At 54.9% G+C, this 16445-nt stretch carries 23 protein-coding genes and 1 pseudogene; 15 read left to right on the top strand and 9 right to left on the bottom strand.

Features of this window, described 5'->3' with window-relative positions; all coding sequences use genetic code 11:
* Positions 1 to 41 precede the first annotated feature (41 nt).
* The 5 genes from TR2A62_RS04330 (at position 42) to TR2A62_RS04315 (ending at position 3390) form a co-directional block, all read left to right on the top strand.
* Positions 42 to 980 carry a substrate-binding domain-containing protein gene (locus TR2A62_RS04330; RefSeq protein ID WP_009159871.1) on the top strand — a complete coding sequence of 313 codons (939 nt, stop codon included), beginning with the start codon at positions 42 to 44 and terminating at the stop codon, positions 978 to 980.
* A gap of 78 nt (positions 981 to 1058) precedes the next feature.
* On the top strand, positions 1059 to 2132 hold the full coding sequence (locus tag TR2A62_RS04325; protein ID WP_009158317.1) for an ABC transporter permease: 1074 nt from the start codon (positions 1059 to 1061) through the stop codon (positions 2130 to 2132).
* A gap of 13 nt (positions 2133 to 2145) precedes the next feature.
* Positions 2146 to 2922, top strand: a complete 777-nt coding sequence (locus tag TR2A62_RS04320) for an ATP-binding cassette domain-containing protein (RefSeq protein ID WP_009157350.1) — start codon at positions 2146 to 2148, stop codon at positions 2920 to 2922.
* 65 nt (positions 2923 to 2987) lie between these two features.
* The gene (locus TR2A62_RS18700) at positions 2988 to 3149 is read left to right on the top strand and encodes a hypothetical protein (protein WP_009160603.1); all 162 of its coding nucleotides are present in this window, start codon (positions 2988 to 2990) and stop codon (positions 3147 to 3149) included.
* Between the two features lie 61 nt (positions 3150 to 3210).
* Positions 3211 to 3390 carry an AlpA family transcriptional regulator gene (locus TR2A62_RS04315; protein WP_040820201.1) on the top strand — a complete coding sequence of 60 codons (180 nt, stop codon included), beginning with the start codon at positions 3211 to 3213 and terminating at the stop codon, positions 3388 to 3390.
* 217 nt (positions 3391 to 3607) lie between these two features.
* Here TR2A62_RS04315 and TR2A62_RS19490 read toward each other — a convergent pair.
* A pseudogene (locus TR2A62_RS19490) lies at positions 3608 to 3721 on the bottom strand (integrase core domain-containing protein); the annotation flags it as partial.
* A gap of 339 nt (positions 3722 to 4060) precedes the next feature.
* Here TR2A62_RS19490 and TR2A62_RS04310 point away from each other — a divergent pair.
* Positions 4061 to 4561 carry a hypothetical protein gene (locus tag TR2A62_RS04310; RefSeq protein ID WP_009158334.1) on the top strand — a complete coding sequence of 167 codons (501 nt, stop codon included), beginning with the start codon at positions 4061 to 4063 and terminating at the stop codon, positions 4559 to 4561.
* A gap of 213 nt (positions 4562 to 4774) precedes the next feature.
* Positions 4775 to 5257 carry a hypothetical protein gene (locus TR2A62_RS04300; RefSeq protein ID WP_009159304.1) on the top strand — a complete coding sequence of 161 codons (483 nt, stop codon included), beginning with the start codon at positions 4775 to 4777 and terminating at the stop codon, positions 5255 to 5257.
* Positions 5258 to 5263: 6 nt separating this feature from the next.
* Here the strand turns inward: TR2A62_RS04300 and TR2A62_RS04295 are convergent, their stop codons facing one another.
* The gene (locus tag TR2A62_RS04295; protein ID WP_009158914.1) at positions 5264 to 5872 is read right to left on the bottom strand and encodes a sulfite exporter TauE/SafE family protein; all 609 of its coding nucleotides are present in this window, start codon (positions 5870 to 5872) and stop codon (positions 5264 to 5266) included.
* On the opposite strand from TR2A62_RS04295, the gene TR2A62_RS04290 reads away from it, so the two are divergent.
* The 3 genes from TR2A62_RS04290 to tmpT are packed head-to-tail and all read left to right on the top strand — an operon-like array spanning position 5872 to position 7857.
* The gene (locus TR2A62_RS04290) at positions 5872 to 6408 is read left to right on the top strand and encodes a hypothetical protein (protein ID WP_009158079.1); all 537 of its coding nucleotides are present in this window, start codon (positions 5872 to 5874) and stop codon (positions 6406 to 6408) included. The two genes, TR2A62_RS04295 and TR2A62_RS04290, sit on opposite strands and share 1 nt — an antisense overlap.
* Complete coding sequence (locus TR2A62_RS04285) at positions 6405 to 7190, top strand: siderophore-interacting protein (RefSeq protein WP_009158923.1); 786 nt, start codon at positions 6405 to 6407, stop codon at positions 7188 to 7190. The genes TR2A62_RS04290 and TR2A62_RS04285 overlap by 4 nt, the downstream gene beginning before the upstream one ends.
* Positions 7191 to 7209: 19 nt before the next feature.
* A complete protein-coding gene (tmpT, locus tag TR2A62_RS04280) occupies positions 7210 to 7857 on the top strand; it encodes a thiopurine S-methyltransferase (RefSeq protein WP_009157800.1) in 648 nt (215 codons plus the stop codon).
* Positions 7858 to 7921: 64 nt separating this feature from the next.
* Here tmpT and TR2A62_RS04275 read toward each other — a convergent pair whose 3' ends face one another.
* Positions 7922 to 8395, bottom strand: coding sequence for a pseudoazurin (locus TR2A62_RS04275; RefSeq protein ID WP_009160671.1), 474 nt, complete (start codon positions 8393 to 8395; stop codon positions 7922 to 7924).
* Positions 8396 to 8521: 126 nt separating this feature from the next.
* Here TR2A62_RS04275 and TR2A62_RS04270 point away from each other — a divergent pair, with 126 nt between their 5' ends.
* Positions 8522 to 9136 (top strand): tetratricopeptide repeat protein, encoded by a 615-nt coding sequence (locus TR2A62_RS04270; RefSeq protein WP_009159487.1) that lies wholly within the window; start codon positions 8522 to 8524, stop codon positions 9134 to 9136.
* Here TR2A62_RS04270 and TR2A62_RS04265 read toward each other — a convergent pair.
* Positions 9133 to 9870, bottom strand: a complete 738-nt coding sequence (locus tag TR2A62_RS04265) for a hypothetical protein (RefSeq protein WP_009159680.1) — start codon at positions 9868 to 9870, stop codon at positions 9133 to 9135. The genes TR2A62_RS04270 and TR2A62_RS04265 overlap by 4 nt on opposite strands.
* Positions 9871 to 9991: 121 nt before the next feature.
* Here TR2A62_RS04265 and TR2A62_RS04260 point away from each other — a divergent pair, with 121 nt between their 5' ends.
* Genes TR2A62_RS04260 through TR2A62_RS04245 form a run of 4 tightly spaced genes read left to right on the top strand, consistent with a single transcriptional unit; the run spans position 9992 to position 13675 of the window.
* Entirely contained in the window at positions 9992 to 10924 is a 933-nt protein-coding gene (locus TR2A62_RS04260) for a Fe(3+) dicitrate ABC transporter substrate-binding protein (protein ID WP_009158427.1), read from the top strand.
* A complete protein-coding gene (locus TR2A62_RS04255) occupies positions 10924 to 11922 on the top strand; it encodes an iron ABC transporter permease (protein ID WP_009158063.1) in 999 nt (332 codons plus the stop codon). Before TR2A62_RS04260 ends, TR2A62_RS04255 begins: the two co-directional genes overlap by 1 nt.
* A complete protein-coding gene (locus TR2A62_RS04250; protein WP_009159537.1) occupies positions 11919 to 12911 on the top strand; it encodes an iron ABC transporter permease in 993 nt (330 codons plus the stop codon). The genes TR2A62_RS04255 and TR2A62_RS04250 overlap by 4 nt, the downstream gene beginning before the upstream one ends.
* Positions 12908 to 13675 (top strand): ABC transporter ATP-binding protein, encoded by a 768-nt coding sequence (locus TR2A62_RS04245; RefSeq protein WP_009158952.1) that lies wholly within the window; start codon positions 12908 to 12910, stop codon positions 13673 to 13675. Before TR2A62_RS04250 ends, TR2A62_RS04245 begins: the two co-directional genes overlap by 4 nt.
* Here TR2A62_RS04245 and TR2A62_RS04240 read toward each other — a convergent pair.
* The 5 genes from TR2A62_RS04240 to TR2A62_RS04220 all read right to left on the bottom strand — a co-directional run.
* Positions 13672 to 14697, bottom strand: coding sequence for a TonB family protein (locus TR2A62_RS04240; RefSeq protein WP_009158183.1), 1026 nt, complete (start codon positions 14695 to 14697; stop codon positions 13672 to 13674). The genes TR2A62_RS04245 and TR2A62_RS04240 overlap by 4 nt on opposite strands.
* Position 14698: 1 nt before the next feature.
* Complete coding sequence (locus TR2A62_RS04235) at positions 14699 to 15088, bottom strand: biopolymer transporter ExbD (RefSeq protein ID WP_009160036.1); 390 nt, start codon at positions 15086 to 15088, stop codon at positions 14699 to 14701.
* 2 nt (positions 15089 to 15090) lie between these two features.
* Positions 15091 to 15486: a biopolymer transporter ExbD gene (locus TR2A62_RS04230; RefSeq protein WP_040820193.1), complete on the bottom strand. Its 396-nt coding sequence runs from the start codon at positions 15484 to 15486 to the stop codon at positions 15091 to 15093.
* Positions 15476 to 16108: a MotA/TolQ/ExbB proton channel family protein gene (locus TR2A62_RS04225; RefSeq protein ID WP_009160252.1), complete on the bottom strand. Its 633-nt coding sequence runs from the start codon at positions 16106 to 16108 to the stop codon at positions 15476 to 15478. The genes TR2A62_RS04230 and TR2A62_RS04225 overlap by 11 nt, the downstream gene beginning before the upstream one ends.
* Positions 16105 to 16445: hypothetical protein (locus tag TR2A62_RS04220; protein WP_040821119.1), on the bottom strand; the 341-nt coding region annotated here is incomplete at its 5' end. The genes TR2A62_RS04220 and TR2A62_RS04225, both read right to left, overlap by 4 nt.

Below are 16445 nucleotides of genomic sequence, written 5' to 3'. Positions count from 1 at the left end.
ATTTTTGGCGTGCGCCGGGCACGTTTCCTAGGGAGGAAAACATGAAAAAGTATCTACTCGCGACAGGCCTGACAGCCATGATGGCAACATCTGCGATGTCACAAGAAATCGGCGCAACGTTCTCGCGTTTCGACGACAACTGGCTGACAGTTCTGCGGACCGGCATGGTTGAGTATGCAGGCACAATCGACGGTTTGTCTTACCAGCAGGAAGACGCATCTGACGACCTTGCAAAGCAGATCGACCAAGTGAAAAACTTTGTTGCTCAGGGCGTTGACGCGATCATCGTAAACATCGTTGACACATCTGCCGGTGCAGCTGTTTCTGCGGCGGCTGGCGACACTCCACTTGTCTACGTTAACCGTGAGCCTGACAACGTGAACGAACTGCCAGCAACTCAGGCTTTCGTTGCTTCTAACGAAATCGAATCCGGCACATTGTCCGCGTTCGAAGTTTGTAAGAACCTGCGCGCAGCCGGTCTTGGCAACAACGCACGTGGCTACCTGATGAACGGTCAGCTGTCTAACCAAGCTGCTGTTCAGCGTTCCAAGGACGTTCACGACGTGATCGGCATGGACATGTGTAACTTCATGACAATCATCGACGAAGCACCAGCAAACTGGTCGCGCGACGAAGCGCAAGACTTGATGACAAACTGGATGTCTTCCGGCGAGCCGTTCGACTTCGTTCTTGCGAACAACGACGAAATGGCAATCGGCGCGATCCAGGCGATGAAAGCTGCAGGCATGGATATGGATGCCGTACAGGTCGGCGGTGTTGACGCATCTCAGGACGCGTTGCTTGTTATGGCTTCTGGCGACTACGACGTCACAGTGTTTCAAGACTCTGTTGGCCAAGGTACAGGTTCCATCGACGCAGCGTTGAAGCTGATCGCTGGCGAAGACGTTGACTCGAAAGTCTACATCCCATTCGTTCTGGTTACTCCAGACAACATGGGCGACTTCCTCGACAAGAACTAAGTTCTATTGTCTTGAAAACATCGGGCGGCGCGATCGTGCGCCGCCCATTCTATTACCGCCAATACCGAGGAGGCGAGCATGGCTGACACAAGCCAAGGCACCGGTGGTCTGACCTTTGACAAATCAAAACGGTCGTGGCCAAACGAGCTGAATATTCTTCTAGCACTGTTCATCATCATCATCGTCTTCGAGGCGATCGGTCAAATCGCGCCTTATATGAATGGCCAAAGCTTCTTGTTTGATACCAAGGGTCGCTTTGACAGTATCTTTAACGAAGCCCGGCTGCAGATTATCATTTTGCAGGTTGCCATCATTGGCATCATTGCGCTGGGTGTGACGCAAGTCATCATTACAGCAGGTATCGACCTGTCATCCGGACCGCTGGTTGCGGCGACGGCGATGATTGCGATGAGTTTTGGTCAAACAGAGCTGGTCAACGGCTTTGCAAACCCCAAGGCACTGTTTGGCTCATGGGCCATGGACTTGCCCGTCATCATACCGGTGGTCGTGGGCCTTGCGTTTGGTGCGATGATTGGCCTGATCAACGGGACATTCATTGCGTATTTCCGCATCCCACCCTTTATTGCGACGTTGGGCATGTTCCTGTTCTGCCGCGGTATTGCGCTGTGGTGGTCCGGTGGTAACCCGATTTCATTCCCGACAGATTCATATGCTTGGATCGGGTCCGGCATGATGCCAGTTGTCTGGTTTGTTATTCTGGCAATCGTGTTCCAGCTGATCATGAGCTACACGGTCTACGGCAAGCATACCTACGCAATCGGATCAAACGAAGAAGCCGCACGGATGTCCGGCATCAACGTCAAGCGTCACAAGCTGATGGTTTATATGATCGCGTCAATGCTGGCAGCCTTTGCTGGTATCGTACTGAGTTCTAAGGCTGTGACAGCGCAGGCTGGCATGGGCGAATTCTACGAACTCTTTGCGATTGCGATGGCCGTTATCGGTGGGATCAGTCTGCAGGGTGGTCGTGGCTCGATCATCGGTACGGTGTTGGGGGCTATGGTGCTCGGTGTGATCCGGTCCGGCTTTACCTATATCAAGCTCGACGGCTCGTATCAGCTGATGGCCATGGGCTCGATCATTGTCGCAGCCGTGATCCTCGATCAATACAGACAACGAAACCGCGCATAAGGAGGGCATTGATATGAGCGATGATATCGTACTTGAAACCAAAGGCCTGACAAAACACTACGGTGGTGTGCAGGCGCTCAATGACGCGAATTTTGTCCTACACAAGGGCGAACACGTGGCAATCATGGGCGACAACGGTGCGGGCAAGTCTACCTTTGTCCGTCAGATTACCGGGGTTGAGCAGCGCACGAGCGGCACAGTGGTCTTTGACGGCAACGAGGTGAACTTTTCCGGTCCCCTTGATGCGCGAGAAGCAGGCATCGAGACCGTGTTCCAAACGCTTGCGTTGGCGGACGATCTGAACGTGCCAGACAACCTGTTCTTGGGACGTGAAAAGACCAAGTTCGACTGGTTAGGGCCGTTTCGTTTGCTGGACTACAAAGGCATGCGCGACGACACGATGGCTGGATTGGTGAAAACGGGCGTGAAAATTCCCAACATCAAAAACGCCATTGCCAATATGTCGGGCGGACAACGTCAATGTGTTGCCATTGCTCGGACTGCGACGTTTGCGTCCAAGCTGACGATCATGGACGAGCCAACGGCTGCCTTGGGTGTGCAAGAAACCGCACAGGTAGAAAACATCGTGCGTACGCTGAAAGAGCAGGGCGAAAGCCTGATCCTTGTTAGCCACAACATGCGGCAGGTGTTTGATCTGGTTGACCGGATCATCGTTTTCCGGCGGGGACGCATTTGTGCGAACCTGCGCAAGGAAGACACCGATGGCAATGATGTGGTGGCCTATATCACAGGGGCCAAGACAGGTGCCGAATACGAGGGTGCTGCATAAGTGGCACGCCGTGGGTTTCTCGACCTAGACGTCCCGTTTTCCTTCCAGCATAGCGGCGTATCGCAGTGATCGTCGTCATGGTGGGCTGGGGCGCATTCGAGATTGCCAAAGGCGAAGCGTTTTGGGGCGTTCTGTTTATCGCCGGCGCCTGCATCGTCCAATGGAAGTTCAGTACGACCGATTGGGCCGAAGTGGCCGCGCGCGAGGAAGATAACTCTACGGGATGAATTTTCACGAGGCTCAACCCTTGGGGCATCGCGATGCTCCTTAATTCAGGGAGATATCGTTATGAAAATACTCTCAAAGAAAGCGCTCAAAGAGTTGGTCTCGTACTCACTTCAACACATCGCTCGATTAGAGAAGGCAGGCACATTTCCCAAGCGGGTAATGCTGGGCCCTAACCGTGTCGGATGGGTGGAACAGGAAGTCTTGGACTGGCTTGAAGAGCGACTACTCGCTCGAGAGTAAACACATGCTTCTTTGGAGCATGGGCGGCCCGGAGGTGCACACTTCGGGTCGTCTTCTAAGGGCGGGATTGGTTTCGTTGATGGTGCGGGACTTTGGCCTGCATGTTGCGGAAACTCAAATCCGTATCGCTGCCCTCAATCCCTAAAATTGTCCTTGGCATCCCCATCAGTGAGACCGTAGCCTTGGGCGGCCCCACTTGAGTGGTCCATGTTGAAAGTTAGTGCATGATCGTCCTTTGGTCCATCGTTACGATGGCCTCCGGCGCAGGTGGGCGATAGCCCAGAGCACTATGTGGTCGTTTGGTGTTGTAATGGTTCCTCCATCTTTCAATACAGCGTATCTTGTTCAAGCACCTGCAAGTCAAAGAACCGCCGCACAGAGTAAGCCCTGAACCAAGCTGACTGAATGAATGTCTGACGCCAGCACCTAATAGGCAACACAGGCTGGCGTAAGGCTATCACTCGCTAGTACCGTGCGTCATTCAATGCCCAGTAAGCATCTGTACCTGCTAGTGCTTTATTCTTTTTGGCTAGGTCGCGTTCATAACTTCGCACTTGCTTTTCCGATAGAAATACTCAGGATTAAAGTATCATTCGGTTCAAACTTTTGTCCAGCCCATTGCAAGACCCGCCAGATAGGTGAACCCCAAACTGCAATTAGAGGCCCGACTATGACAAAAAGTAGTACCAACCTGCACTGTAACCGCGTGCTGCAGTCGAAAGAAATTATGCTCAGTGATGCTGATCTAGACGCTGTAGAAGCCCATATTCTGACGATCGCACGCTTTTATTTTCAATCGTTTGCTGTGCCTGAGTCCCATTCATGGATTGGGGCACTACAGGAATCAGAAGCGGCGTTTGGAGACATCAAAGGGCCGCTTGTGGGGACCCGATTACTAGGTGCTTTGATGGCGGTGCGACAGGCGCGAAAATCAGTATATTGCTTCAACTCACCCACATGCCCCGATTGCGCAGCTATCGTTACAGAACATGAACGTCGGTTCACGACAGCGATACGGGCGATACGGACCGGCCGCAAAGGGCACGCGAAAACTGAATTGATGATGCTTTGTGAAGGGAACGACACCCGCCCATCCTTGGATGCATTGACGCGGCTTGTTTCTGTGTTGCCAAAGCGTGTCGCGGCAAGCGGCGAGGCCGCATATGTCTGATGCTGTTAACACGCCTCTCGCAATGGATCTGTTGGCGCAATTGACGAGGGCTGGGTTGAATCCTAAATTACACGCTGCGCTCGAAAATAAGGGTAGATTTGCATCGAAGTCGGCGGGACCCGCGCAATCGCTTTCAACCAATGTGGGCGCCGGCAATCTGCCCGATGGGGTGGTTTTATTTCCCAATGGCCACGTCGATCAAAGGCGTGACGGATGAGCGTGTCTAGATCACATATGCCCGTGCATCTAAACCAATTGGATGTCGTCAGCCGCGCTTTGCTGCCGGTGGTCCGCCATTTCCTCAACGCATTCATGCAGCCTGACAGCCAAGGATGGCGGCTTGCGTTTGCGTCTGCATCAGCGACTTGGGGCGAAGCGCGCGGACTGTCCATCGCCAACGGAACGCAGACGTTTTTGTCGACTGTTTTACGGGCGCGCCCCGTTCCTTTGGCGTATTGCGATCCCTTAGATATTGATGCGCGCCAACATCTGACACTGGATGAAGGCGATGTTTTGTCTTTGCTTGCGGCGATGCGCGCTGATGAAACGCCCAAAGCACGTGAAATTCTGGCGCGGTTGACGGGCGGGCATATTCCGTCGCGTATTGTATCACAAGGTCTTCTGCTGGCTGCACAACTTGATTCAGACGGCGAGGTTTTGAGGTCGTCCAAACGGCCACAACTTACGCTGGTGTAGTGCGCTTTATTCAATAAAAAAGCGCCAGAAGTAGACGGCGGACAGGATCAAGCCGAAGGCAATGAGAAGCCATCGCAGGATTTTTGGATTTACTCGTTTGGCAAAGCGCCCGCCAAAGTAGCCGCCGATTGTACTACCGACCATCATCACCCCAGCCTCAGGCCACGCGATTAGACCGCCAATTCCGAACACGATGATGCTGAGCACAGTGAAGCTGGTGGCAAGCAGATTTTTAATACTGTTGGCGACATGAAAATCGCTAAATCCCATGATCTGTGCGATTGCCAACAGAATGATGCCAAGACCTGCACCAAAGTACCCACCATAGATCGAACATATAAAAAGCGCGGCGAAGATCAGTATTTTGCCATTGTGTGCGCCTGCGGTCTTCAAAACCCATGCGCGCAACACATCGCCCAACGCAAACAAAAACGTCGCCAAGAGGATCAAAAACGGGATCAATCCGACGAAAAAATCCGGATCAGACACGAGCAGCAAAAGTGAACCTACGATCGCGCCTGCACCTGATACAAACAACAACGGCCAAAGGGTACGCCCAAGGCCGCGCAATTCTTCACGGTAAGCGGGGAGGGCGGCCGCGTTAGAAGGAAGCAATGCCAGATTTTATCTCCCTTGTGGCCCTGCCACGCAAACAACGGTGGAACGTCATGGCGCATACACAACATCCGTACGCCGCGCACATACCTACGGGGCACGATCAGTATCAAATGCAAAATCAACTGCCGTTTGATACTGATGAACGACATGTGCTGCATATCGCCAGATTGTTTTTTGTCAGCTTTCATTATCCAACATCACAGGCGTGGATGCCCGCCATTTTCACGGCCGAACAGTTGTTTGATTCTCCGGCAGGCGCGGTGATCGCGGCGCGGGTTTTACAGGTGGTGAATACCGTGCGCTTTGTGCGCAGTGCGGGGTTCAGTTATTGTGATCCGGGGTGTTCGGATTGTTCAAAATACATCACCAAGGAAGAACGATATCTGGTTGCGGCGTTGCATTCAGCGCGGCGCGGGCGGATGTCAGACGCGCGCACGCAAGCGTTGTTGTTGTGTCAGGGTGGGGATCACGCGCCATTTCTGGCGGCACTGGCACTGTTGGTGACGTGTTTAGAAACTGAGGTGCGCCAATGAATCCCCCAAAAAAATCGCCCTATCTGTTACAGGTTGTCGATGTATGGCATCTGACGCCAAATATGATCCGCGTGACATTGGCAGGGGATGCAATCGCCACCATGCAATCGGGCTGTGAAGGCGCCAATTGCAAAGTGTTTTTGCCAGAGGCGGGCCAATCACAGGCCGCGTTTGGCGCGCAATTGATGAACGGCCCGCGCCCGACGGTGCGCACGTATACAGTGCGCCATATGCGCGTTGAGGATCGTGAAATGGACATTGATTTTGTCGATCACGGGGACGCGGGGCCAGCATCCGCATGGGCGCGCGCGGCCAAGATCGGGTCGTTCTGCGGGTTTGCCGGACCGGGCCCCGTAAAGGTGCCAGAGTTTTACGCAGATCGGTATCTGGTGGTTGCTGATATGTCCGCGCTGCCAGTTGCGGCCGCCACCCTTGAGGCGATGCCGCGTGACGCACAGGGTGATGCCTTTTTTGAGGTCACGCACATTGATGACGCGCAAGACATGAACGCGCCGGACGGTGTGCGTCTGCATTGGCTTGTTCATCCAGACCCCCACGCGCCAAGCACCCAGTTGATTGACGCCGTTCATGCGTGGAACTGGCCCACCGGAACTGTTCAAACCTGCATCGCGGGTGAAAGTGGTGTCATCAAAGCGCTGCGCAGTTATGTGACCGGTGAAAAGGGATTGGCCAAGCAGGATTGCTACATTTCAGGGTATTGGAAAATGGGCCTTATTGAGGATGAGCACCAACAGATGAAACGCGCAGAAGCCGCTGCATAGCGCGCGCATCGGAGACGTTATGGACCCGCAGTTCTGGCACGATAAATGGCATCAAAACAACATCGGGTTTCACGACGCAAAGGTGAATTCGATGCTTGCAACATATTTCCCGACGGTGATTTCGAAATCACCCGTACGGGTTTTCGTGCCGCTGTGCGGGAAAACACGCGATATCAAATGGCTGCTTGATCAAGGTTACAGCGTCGTTGCATCCGAACTCAGCGAGGTTGCGGTGATGGCGTTGTTTTCTGATCTCGGCATCGACCCTGAAATCGTCGCTGATGGTTCTGTACGACGCTACAGCGCCCCATTGATCGATGTTTTTGTGGGGGACATTTTTGAATTGATACCTCATCAAATCGGTCCTATTGATGCCGTCTATGATCGCGCGGCTTTGGTTGCTTTGCCACGCAATCTGCGCAACCGGTTCGGGCCGCATGTTCACGACCTGACACGGGGTGCCACGCAATTGCTGTTGAGTTTTGAATATGACCAATCGCTTATGGCTGGTCCGCCATTTTCTGTTAAGGGGCACGAGATTTCGCGCATTTATGGCCAGTTTTATCGCATTGAACCGGTCTCGAGATCTATGCCAATTGATAGTTTCAATGGCCGACTTTCGCAATCCTCCGGGTCTGAACGCACTGTCTGGCATTTGCACAAATAGCTGGACATCACACCGCCCCGAACGTTTGCTTCGGGGCGGTTCACGTCAGGTATGTCGGCTCAACTTAGGCGAGGTCGAGCGCGTCGACTTCTTCCCAAATTTCGTCCCAGATTTGACGGGCTTTGCCGCGCTGACGCACGTCTTTGGCGGCCTCTAGATTGTCGGACATCCCATCGCCTTGCACGATGACCAGCCCAACCATTCCGACAGAATTGTGGGGCGTACACTTGTAGCCATAAAATCCGGGCGTTTCGACGACAAATTCAACATCGTCGTTGATGTCACCTTCCCAACCTTCAACGCCTTCGGGCATCATTTCTTCGATGCTCTCACTGTTGTGGCCGGGGTCGGTGGCGATAAATTTAATGGTGTCGCCGGGCTGTGCCACGACAACGCGTGGCAGGAAGACCATGCGGGTTCGTGGGTTTTCTGGATCTGCGTTGAGCATTTGTACTTCGTGAACGGTCGCGTCTTGTGCCAAAGCAGGGCGCGCTAAAAGGGCGGCGGTTCCCGTTGCGATTGCGGTTCTACGGGTCATTCTCAGTGTCATAAAGTTCTCCAGTGGTGTGACTTACGTCAGCGGGCGGCGGCTGGCAGAACGTATCTAACTGTAGAAAATAGGGCGGTGGTATGCTAAAGTCGAGTAAATTAGTTGGGATTAGATTTGCTCCGAAATATTGCCATATTTGTTTTCAGTGCCGCACATGTGGTTCCTGCCTTTGCGCAGGACGCGCTGTGCGAAGATGCGGGCAGCTATTTGGTTCAGCGCTACGCCCAAGCCGGGGATGCACAGGCACAATTCAATTTGTCGCAGCGTTTGGATCAGCCGCATTGTTCACTGGCTGAGCAGGCCAAAGCACTTGAATTATTGCATCATGCGGCCTTCCAAAATCACCCAGACGCGTCCTATCTTTTGGGGGTGCGCTATATCGTCGGGCTTGGCGTGTCAGAGGATCCTGCGCTGGGATTGTCATACTTGGTTAACGCAGCTGAGGCCGGCCATCTGAATGCGCAGTTTCAATTTGCGATGATCCGTTTGGAAACCGCCCACACATCTGATCATCGCGATCAGGCATTGTATTGGTTGGGTGCCGCCGCATCACAGGGCGATGCCAAAGCAGCGCTGGCGTTGGGCCATATTTATGCAGGTGGGTTACATGGTATCACACGCGAAACGTGTTGGGCGATGGATTGGTTTGATGCGGCTGAAATGATCGCCCAAGATGCGCGCGTCGATCTTTCGGATTTGCTCCCGACCGGTCTACGGTGTGATCTTTAATCGTCAAACAGGGGCGAGGTGAGACGTCTGTTTGATTGCTGCGCGATTGAGATGCCACAGACGCAAACGCATGCAATTAAGAGGCCCAGCATCAACGGGTGTATTACAGGTTTATAAACCGCGCCAAGTTGCAGTGTCCCGCCATCATCCAAGATGATCATATGGCTGGCAATCCTGTCGCCGTCCATAAATTCAATTACCTCAAATCGAATTTGATCACGCCCCGTTTCGGGAAACGTTATGTTCAAGAGGGCCGTCCCAACGACGGGATACATGCTGTACCCGAGGTAGGATTGCACATCGGCCAGCGTCGGAAATTCGTTGGAATATGACACCGAACACAGCGTCACAGCCATCAAGGCATCCCAAGGTGCGGCAAACGGAATATCATCGTCGTCCGTGTGCAGCATAAGCGCAATGGCCTGTGCGTCTACTGCGTTCACGCCCACGTTAAATGCAACAGGTGCAAAAACCCGATCCCCCAAAGGTGCGGTTTCCACCCTGAAATCGCGCAAATCCACGGTCCCGTCGTCTTGTGTCAGAAACGTCAAGTCGGTCCCCGTGAGAGGCGCGATCACATCCGCCGGCATTTTGAAAAATACATCAATGGACGTTGCCGTCCGGCTGATGATGACAGTTCCGTCAATAGGAGAGGCCATTCCAAGCGACGGCAATACGGCCAGCACAAGACGCAGAACGATTAGCTTTAAAAGGGTCATCGCCTTATATGTCATGATAATTTGTGAACCACCGCTCTATTGTTGATAAAAACACTAGGTCTTTTTAGAAGATGTATAGCCATTCTGCAATCCTGCATGAAAAGCCATTTTTTGACTTTAGAAATGGTGGTGCACAATGCAGATCAGACGAACTTTCCTTACGACTTTCGCAAGCCTCGCACTGGGTGCGGCAATGCCGTCTTGGGCGGATAGCATCACCCATGAAATGGGCGTTACGGACGTGCCGGATACCCCCGAGAGGATTGTGGTCCTGGAATTTAGCTACGTTGATGCACTGGCGTCACTTGGCGTGGCCCCCGTTGGGATTGCGGACGACAATAACCGTGATCGCATTATTCCTGCGTATACGGATGTGATCGGCGATGAATGGGTGTCCGTGGGCACGCGTAAAACCCCCAGCCTTGAGGTGATCGCATCGCTTCAGCCCGACCTAATTATCGTGGATTTGACCCGCCATGAGGCCGCCTATGACACGCTTAGCGAAATTGCCCCGACAATCGTTTTGGACAGTTTGGGCGGTGATTACTTTGCCGCTCTTGAGCAGATGGAAGTGATCGGTGCCGCCCTTGGTCGCGCGGATGAGGCCGCCGTCCGTGTCGCGACCCACAAGGCGGTGATGGATGATTACGCAGCTCAGATCGCTGAGGTTTCGGACGGTGTTGTCGCACAGTTCGGCGTAACCAATGCAACGGGTTTGTGGCTGCACAGCCCCATGTCCTATAACGGGTCCCTGCTTGAGATGTTCGGGTTTTCATCAACGATGACGCCAGGCGAGGGCGAGGTGTATGAGACAAATTATGTGCCTACCACGCTGGAACAGCTGTCCGTCGTTGACCCCGATATCCTAATCTTGGGCAAGTACGCGGACCCTGCATTTACTGATGGCTGGGTCGGTGAGCCGCTTTATGAGAACCTTAAATCCGTTAGCAATGGAGCGGTTCATACTGTGACGGCGCACAATTGGTCGCGTTTGCGTGGGCTGTTGGCCGCAGAGCTGATGGCGCAAGACCTGATCGCGATTATGTCACAGGCTGGCGCGACGAACTGATGATGCAATTTCGGGCAAGCGGGGGTGTGAGATGGCCCCGCCTGTCGCTTCTTATTTTAGCATGTTGTCTTTGTGCGTACGCCTCGATCACCACTGGAGGTCGGGGCGACGTAGGTTTTTGGGACCTGTTTGCGCGCGATACTTTAGCGGCAAGCGTGATGTGGGACATCCGGCTGCCACGCACGGTTGTTGCGATGTGTATCGGGGTTAATCTGGGGCTGGCGGGTTTGATATTGCAGGCCGTGACCCGTAATCCGTTGGCCTCACCCGCGATCCTTGGGGTGAATCAGGGGGCAGCGCTTGGGCTTGTTTTCGGCTTGGTGTTTGCGCCAGTTTCAAATGCTTTGGGTTTGCAAACCCTCGCCATTGTGGGTGCATTTACGGCGGGGTTCATCACCTTTGCAATTGCGGGTGGTTTGGGTGGCCGTTTGGATGGATTGCGTCTGGTTCTGGGCGGTGTCGCGGTGGGCGCGTTTGCCTATGCGATGGTGCGCTTCACCTTCACGCTTGAGGATGATCTGTCGCGTCAGGTGCTGCGCTGGACGGTCGGTAGTATCACGGACGTACGTTGGGATGACGTAAAACTGATCGTGGTCTGGGCGGGTGGGGGCCTGATCGCCACCGCATTCATCGCGCAACGTTTGAACCTGATGGCCTTGGGTGAGGCATCCAGTGCTGGCCTTGGGGCCGACCCGCGCATGACCTTGTTGATGGGTGCCTTCGTCGCTGCCGTTTTGACGGGAACCAGCGTTGCGGTTGCAGGCCCGATTGCGTTTGTCGGGTTGGTCGTGCCCCATGTGTGCCGTATGCTAATCGGCCCGGATCATCGCCGTTTGGTGTTTGTAGTGCCGATCATTGGGGCCACGTTGATGATGGCCGCTGATGGCGTGTCCAAGTGGTTGACGGCCCCGATTGAAATCCCCGTTGGTGTGGTCGTGGCTCTGATTGGCGCACCGTTCTTCTTATGCCAAGCCCTTTTTGCGGATGACATCGAATGACACGGGACGGGTTGGTGTTTGTCGCTTTGGTGGTTGGTGTTTTATTGGCCTCGATCTGGTCGCTGTCGGCGGGTGCTGTCGCGATTGAATGGTCCGTCATTGCGAACACATTGTTTGATCTTGATGGCCCGAAGCAGGATTACATCATCCTGAAATCACGCCTTCCACGCACAGTCTTGGCGCTGCTGACGGGCGCGTCTTTGGCGTTATCAGGAGCTATTGTGCAGGCATTGTTGCGCAACCCATTGGCCAGCCCGAAGATCATTGGCATCAATTCTGGCGCGGCATTGGGTGTGTGCCTCATGGTGCTTTTGCTGCCGTCAGTTTCATTGGCCTATTTGCCGATAGCCGCCATCGCGGGAGGGATACTGGCCGCTACAATTATTTATATTGGGGCTGACCTGCGCGGCGCTTCGCCTGCGCGTCTGGTTTTAGTCGGGATCGCGGTTGGGTTTTTATGCGATGCTGGCGTAGACTTCATTCTGGTCACATCATCGGATGCGCAGTTTTCCGCACCTCTGATCTGGTTGACTGGATCGCTTTGGGCGCGGGGATGGACACATTTAGGATTGGTCTGGCCTTGGTTATTGGTCTGTATCGCGATAGCGCTTTCGCTGTTTTACCGCCTTGATCTGCTGCGGCTGGGGCCTCAAACGGCGAGCGGTCTGGGCGAGAATGTGCGCGCCGCACGCCTATCTTTGATGATATTGGCCGTTTTGCTTGCGGCGTTATCGGTCAGCGTTGTTGGCGTACTTGGATTTGTCGGACTGATCGCCCCGCATATCGCGCGAACAGTGCTGGGCGGCGGGCACGCCCGTTTGTTGCCCTGTGCGATGTTGATCGGCATGGGATTGGTGGTGTGGGCGGACGCCATTGGGCGCGCCATTGCCCCACCGATTGAGGTTTCAGCGGGTATCGTGACAGCCCTGTTGGGTGCGCCGTTTTTTGTCATGATAATGATCACCACACAGCGAAAAATACGGGCATGAGCATTGATCTGAACGACGTGCAGGGCGGCCATGCATCGTTTCAACTGGGTCCGATCACGACGCAGATTGCAACGGGTCAACTGACCGCGTTGATTGGGCCGAACGGGTGTGGGAAATCGACATTGTTGAATATGATTGCAGGCGTATTGCCCCAAACCGGTCGCATCGCGATTGGTGGGTTGGATGTGGCGCAGACACCACGCCGTACATTGGCCAAACACGTGACGTTGCTGGCCCAGAACCCGGTGGTGCCGCCAGCCATATCTGTCGAACAACTGGTGCACTACGGTCGTGCGCCTCATCAAAATATGTTCGGGATGCGCAGTTCTGCGGACGTGCAAATCGTCGGGGATGCAATGGATGCTGCGGGAATTTCTGACCTGAAAGATCGCAAACTTTCGCAAATATCAGGCGGGCAGCGTCAGCGTGTGTTTATCGCAATGGGGATCGCGCAGGACACTCCATATTTGCTGTTTGACGAACCGACGTCGTTTCTGGATATCCGGTTTCAATATGAAACGCTTGATCTGCTTGCCGCATTGACCCGACGGGGGAAAACTTGTGTGGTGGTGTTGCATGACATCGCGCAGGCGGCTCGGTATGCGGATACGTTGATTGTGATGGGCGAGGGGCGGATGCTGGCCAAAGGCACACCGCGTGATGTGGTCACATCTGGGCTGATACGCGACGTCTATGGACTGAAGGTCAGAGTGTACGATGACCCTGAAACCGGAACGCCGGTGATGACGCCCTGCGTGATCTAACGCCCCTGAAATTCGAAAGAGAATGATGTTTGCGCGCCGCTTGGTGGAGCTGGAAACGGGGCTGCGCGGCGGATGTGGTTTATGGCAATCCGGTCGAGATCTGCATTCCCCGAACTCCGTGCGATACTGACAGCCACCAATTGACCAGATCCGCCGATCCGAAAGCTCACGACAGCAACGCCGCGCGCGCGGGTGCCTTCTCGGCGCACATTGCTGATACGGCGTACCACCTGATTTGGATAATTCGCGACGGCCTGACGTGCGGCGGCAATTGCGGCTTGATCTGCTTGCTGACCTTGGCCTTGCGTCGTTTGTTGGGCTGTTGGGGCCGCGGCGGGCGCCTGTGCGCCGCGTGTCGTGTCTTGTTGGGCGTTGCCGCTGGGGGCCGCGGGTGTTGCGCGCTGTGTCGTGCGCTGCGGTGTCGGAGGTGGCGGCGGTGGGGTTTGCCCTAGATTTGCTGGGCGATCCGGTGGGCGCACTGTATTTGCGGTGACGTTGTTCACCGTGACGTCTGGCAATGCTTCAAGGGTTTCGGGTTGCATTGGTGCCACTTGATCAGACGGGCGTGTGGGCGTTGTTTCTGACACGGCGGATGGTGTCGCGACTGGTGTGGCATCCGCTGGCGCGAGTGGTTGTGCCGCTGTTGGCGCAAGCGATGTTGCCGCGACATCTGCGGCCCCATCCGTAATTCTATCTGGGCTGATCTGGATGCTTGTTGTCGCTGTTGCAGTTTGGGTTGGCGCATTTGACGGTGTGGTCGATGGTGTCGGGGCAGGGGTGGCCTGTGCTTCGCTGCCCTCGACCACGGTCTCCTCAACCTCACGTGGTTCAATTGGCGTGGGCGGGGGCGTTGCGGTTGTGCCCATCACCATGTCTTCAAAACTGTTGCCGGCGCTGACCAAGGCCGGTGGCGGGCTGGCCGCCGCAAGCGTCGTGTCGGGCATGTCAAACTGGGTGACAGCAGCCGTATGCATCGCGGCTGAGGCGAAGACACACACAATCACCCCCCGTTTCAGACCCATGTTACAGACCCCTTTCGGTGATGATCCAAACGGATGTCGCACCTGCAGCGCGCAGGGTGGCGACGTGATCCATCAAAACATTGGCCGAGACGGCGCGGTCGGCCACGATGCGCACTTCGACGCTGCCACTGTTCGTCTGCGCGCGCGTGATGATCTGTTGTGTCGTTGTGGCCACGCCGCGATACATGAGCCGCCCATCAGACATCAGCACAGTCGCATCGGGCGGCGCACGCCCGTCAAGGTTTTCGGTGGACACCAGGGTCACCTGATCATCCAGTGGCGGCGCAAGTGTTCCCGCGATCATGAAGAATATCAGCATGAGGAATACGATATTGATCAACGCAATCGTCGGTTCCGGCCGTGCGCGCGGTGTTGTGTGTCGCAAGCCCATGTTTATTCCAGTACCACAACATTAAGGTTGGGAACCGTTGCTAGAATCATAAGCACATCGACCAGCCGTTGCGCGGTCACGTCGTCAGATGTAGCGGAAATCAACACCATCTGTTCGTCCAAGCCCCGCAATGCGGCAACGCCATCAGGCACGCGCGAGAGATCAAATCCCTGACCGTTCAACCGCACATCCTCGGGTGCCAGTTGCAAAAAGATTGGCGTGTTTTCGGATTGGGCCGCGGTGCTTTGCGTTCCAGCGCTCGCTCCGAACAATTGGATTTCTGAAAACCGTGTGAACGTTGAGCTGAGCATGAAAAACAGCAACAGTAAAAAGATCACGTCGATGAGGGAGGTCATCGACAACGCCTTGCGGCGCGGTCGGGAGGCGCTAAGCGGCATGGGCTGTGGCAGGCTTAAGCGGTGAAAAACGTGCCTCAATTGCAGTTTCTGCAAGTGTGCGTTCAGATGCAACGCGAGAGTCGAAATACGTGAGCGCAAGGGACGTGGGCATCGCAACCGCAAGACCCGCAGCCGTCGTGAGCAGCGCCACCCAAATGCCACCTGCCAACAGAGACGGATCAACTGAATTTCCGGCGTCCTGCAATGCTTGGAACGCGTCAATCATGCCCAAAACAGTACCGAACAGACCCAGCAGTGGCGCGATTTGCGCGATGCTGTCGAGGATGCGAAATCCCCCTTCCAAACGCGTTAGATGCGCGCTTGCCCCTGCTTCAACCCGAGACTTTTGGGTTGTGTCATCTCCGCGTACCAGTGCCGCCGCCATCGCGTTTTTGCTTTGAATCAGCGCGTGTTTGGCCTCTTCGGGTTGGGCGTGATCCCAGTTGGTCATGGCGCGCGTGATGTCGCGATGATGGCCGACACCAAGCGCCATGAATTGCCACAGCTTCCACAGGATCACAGCCAGCGACACGATGGACAATGCGATTAATATTGCGACAACTGGACCGCCAAGGTCAAAGATGGCCCAAAGCTGGGATTGAAGGTTTGTAACGAACGTCATCCCAAAACCTCAACATCGATGCGCGAGGACAATGTCATGGTGTCAGAACACATGGCCGGCGTCAGGCCGTCGCCGTCGCACGTGGCCACGCCATTGATCAAAACTTGCCCCAAGGCGTCACATTGCAGATCGGGGACATTGAATTGTCGCACACGCGGGCGGCCCGTCGGGACATCGCGCATGTCGAACAACGTCAGGCGATCCACGCCCCCATCTTTGGTCAACAACACCGTTTCCAATACAAAGGCGTTGATGTTGATGTCCGTTGTGTTCGACAAAAAGAACGTCAATTCGCAAGCATCTTCACGAGCATTGATGCTGTTAAGCTCGATCGAAA

The organism is Thalassobium sp. R2A62 (genome assembly GCF_000161835.1).
Classification (GTDB): domain Bacteria; phylum Pseudomonadota; class Alphaproteobacteria; order Rhodobacterales; family Rhodobacteraceae; genus Thalassobium.
Note: the sequence above shows the minus strand (reverse complement) of the source record. Positions and strands in the feature narration are given on the sequence as shown.

What these genes read in the sequence shown, in the direction of transcription:
- TR2A62_RS04225 (WP_009160252.1), bottom strand. Translation starts at nt 16,108, where the DNA reads ATGACGTTCGTTACAAACCTTCAATCCCAGCTTTGGGCCATCTTTGAC.
- TR2A62_RS04320 (WP_009157350.1), top strand. Translation starts at nt 2,146, where the DNA reads ATGAGCGATGATATCGTACTTGAAACCAAAGGCCTGACAAAACACTAC.
- TR2A62_RS04330 (WP_009159871.1), top strand. Translation starts at nt 42, where the DNA reads ATGAAAAAGTATCTACTCGCGACAGGCCTGACAGCCATGATGGCAACA.
- TR2A62_RS04290 (WP_009158079.1), top strand. Translation starts at nt 5,872, where the DNA reads ATGCCAGATTTTATCTCCCTTGTGGCCCTGCCACGCAAACAACGGTGG.
- TR2A62_RS04260 (WP_009158427.1), top strand. Translation starts at nt 9,992, where the DNA reads ATGCAGATCAGACGAACTTTCCTTACGACTTTCGCAAGCCTCGCACTG.
- TR2A62_RS04230 (WP_040820193.1), bottom strand. Translation starts at nt 15,486, where the DNA reads ATGCCGCTTAGCGCCTCCCGACCGCGCCGCAAGGCGTTGTCGATGACC.
- TR2A62_RS04275 (WP_009160671.1), bottom strand. Translation starts at nt 8,395, where the DNA reads ATGACCCGTAGAACCGCAATCGCAACGGGAACCGCCGCCCTTTTAGCG.
- TR2A62_RS04265 (WP_009159680.1), bottom strand. Translation starts at nt 9,870, where the DNA reads ATGACATATAAGGCGATGACCCTTTTAAAGCTAATCGTTCTGCGTCTT.
- TR2A62_RS04300 (WP_009159304.1), top strand. Translation starts at nt 4,775, where the DNA reads ATGAGCGTGTCTAGATCACATATGCCCGTGCATCTAAACCAATTGGAT.
- TR2A62_RS04235 (WP_009160036.1), bottom strand. Translation starts at nt 15,088, where the DNA reads ATGGGCTTGCGACACACAACACCGCGCGCACGGCCGGAACCGACGATT.
- TR2A62_RS04250 (WP_009159537.1), top strand. Translation starts at nt 11,919, where the DNA reads ATGACACGGGACGGGTTGGTGTTTGTCGCTTTGGTGGTTGGTGTTTTA.
- TR2A62_RS04240 (WP_009158183.1), bottom strand. Translation starts at nt 14,697, where the DNA reads ATGGGTCTGAAACGGGGGGTGATTGTGTGTGTCTTCGCCTCAGCCGCG.
- TR2A62_RS04310 (WP_009158334.1), top strand. Translation starts at nt 4,061, where the DNA reads ATGACAAAAAGTAGTACCAACCTGCACTGTAACCGCGTGCTGCAGTCG.
- TR2A62_RS04285 (WP_009158923.1), top strand. Translation starts at nt 6,405, where the DNA reads ATGAATCCCCCAAAAAAATCGCCCTATCTGTTACAGGTTGTCGATGTA.
- TR2A62_RS04325 (WP_009158317.1), top strand. Translation starts at nt 1,059, where the DNA reads ATGGCTGACACAAGCCAAGGCACCGGTGGTCTGACCTTTGACAAATCA.
- TR2A62_RS04245 (WP_009158952.1), top strand. Translation starts at nt 12,908, where the DNA reads ATGAGCATTGATCTGAACGACGTGCAGGGCGGCCATGCATCGTTTCAA.
- TR2A62_RS04315 (WP_040820201.1), top strand. Translation starts at nt 3,211, where the DNA reads ATGAAAATACTCTCAAAGAAAGCGCTCAAAGAGTTGGTCTCGTACTCA.
- TR2A62_RS04255 (WP_009158063.1), top strand. Translation starts at nt 10,924, where the DNA reads ATGATGCAATTTCGGGCAAGCGGGGGTGTGAGATGGCCCCGCCTGTCG.
- tmpT (WP_009157800.1), top strand. Translation starts at nt 7,210, where the DNA reads ATGGACCCGCAGTTCTGGCACGATAAATGGCATCAAAACAACATCGGG.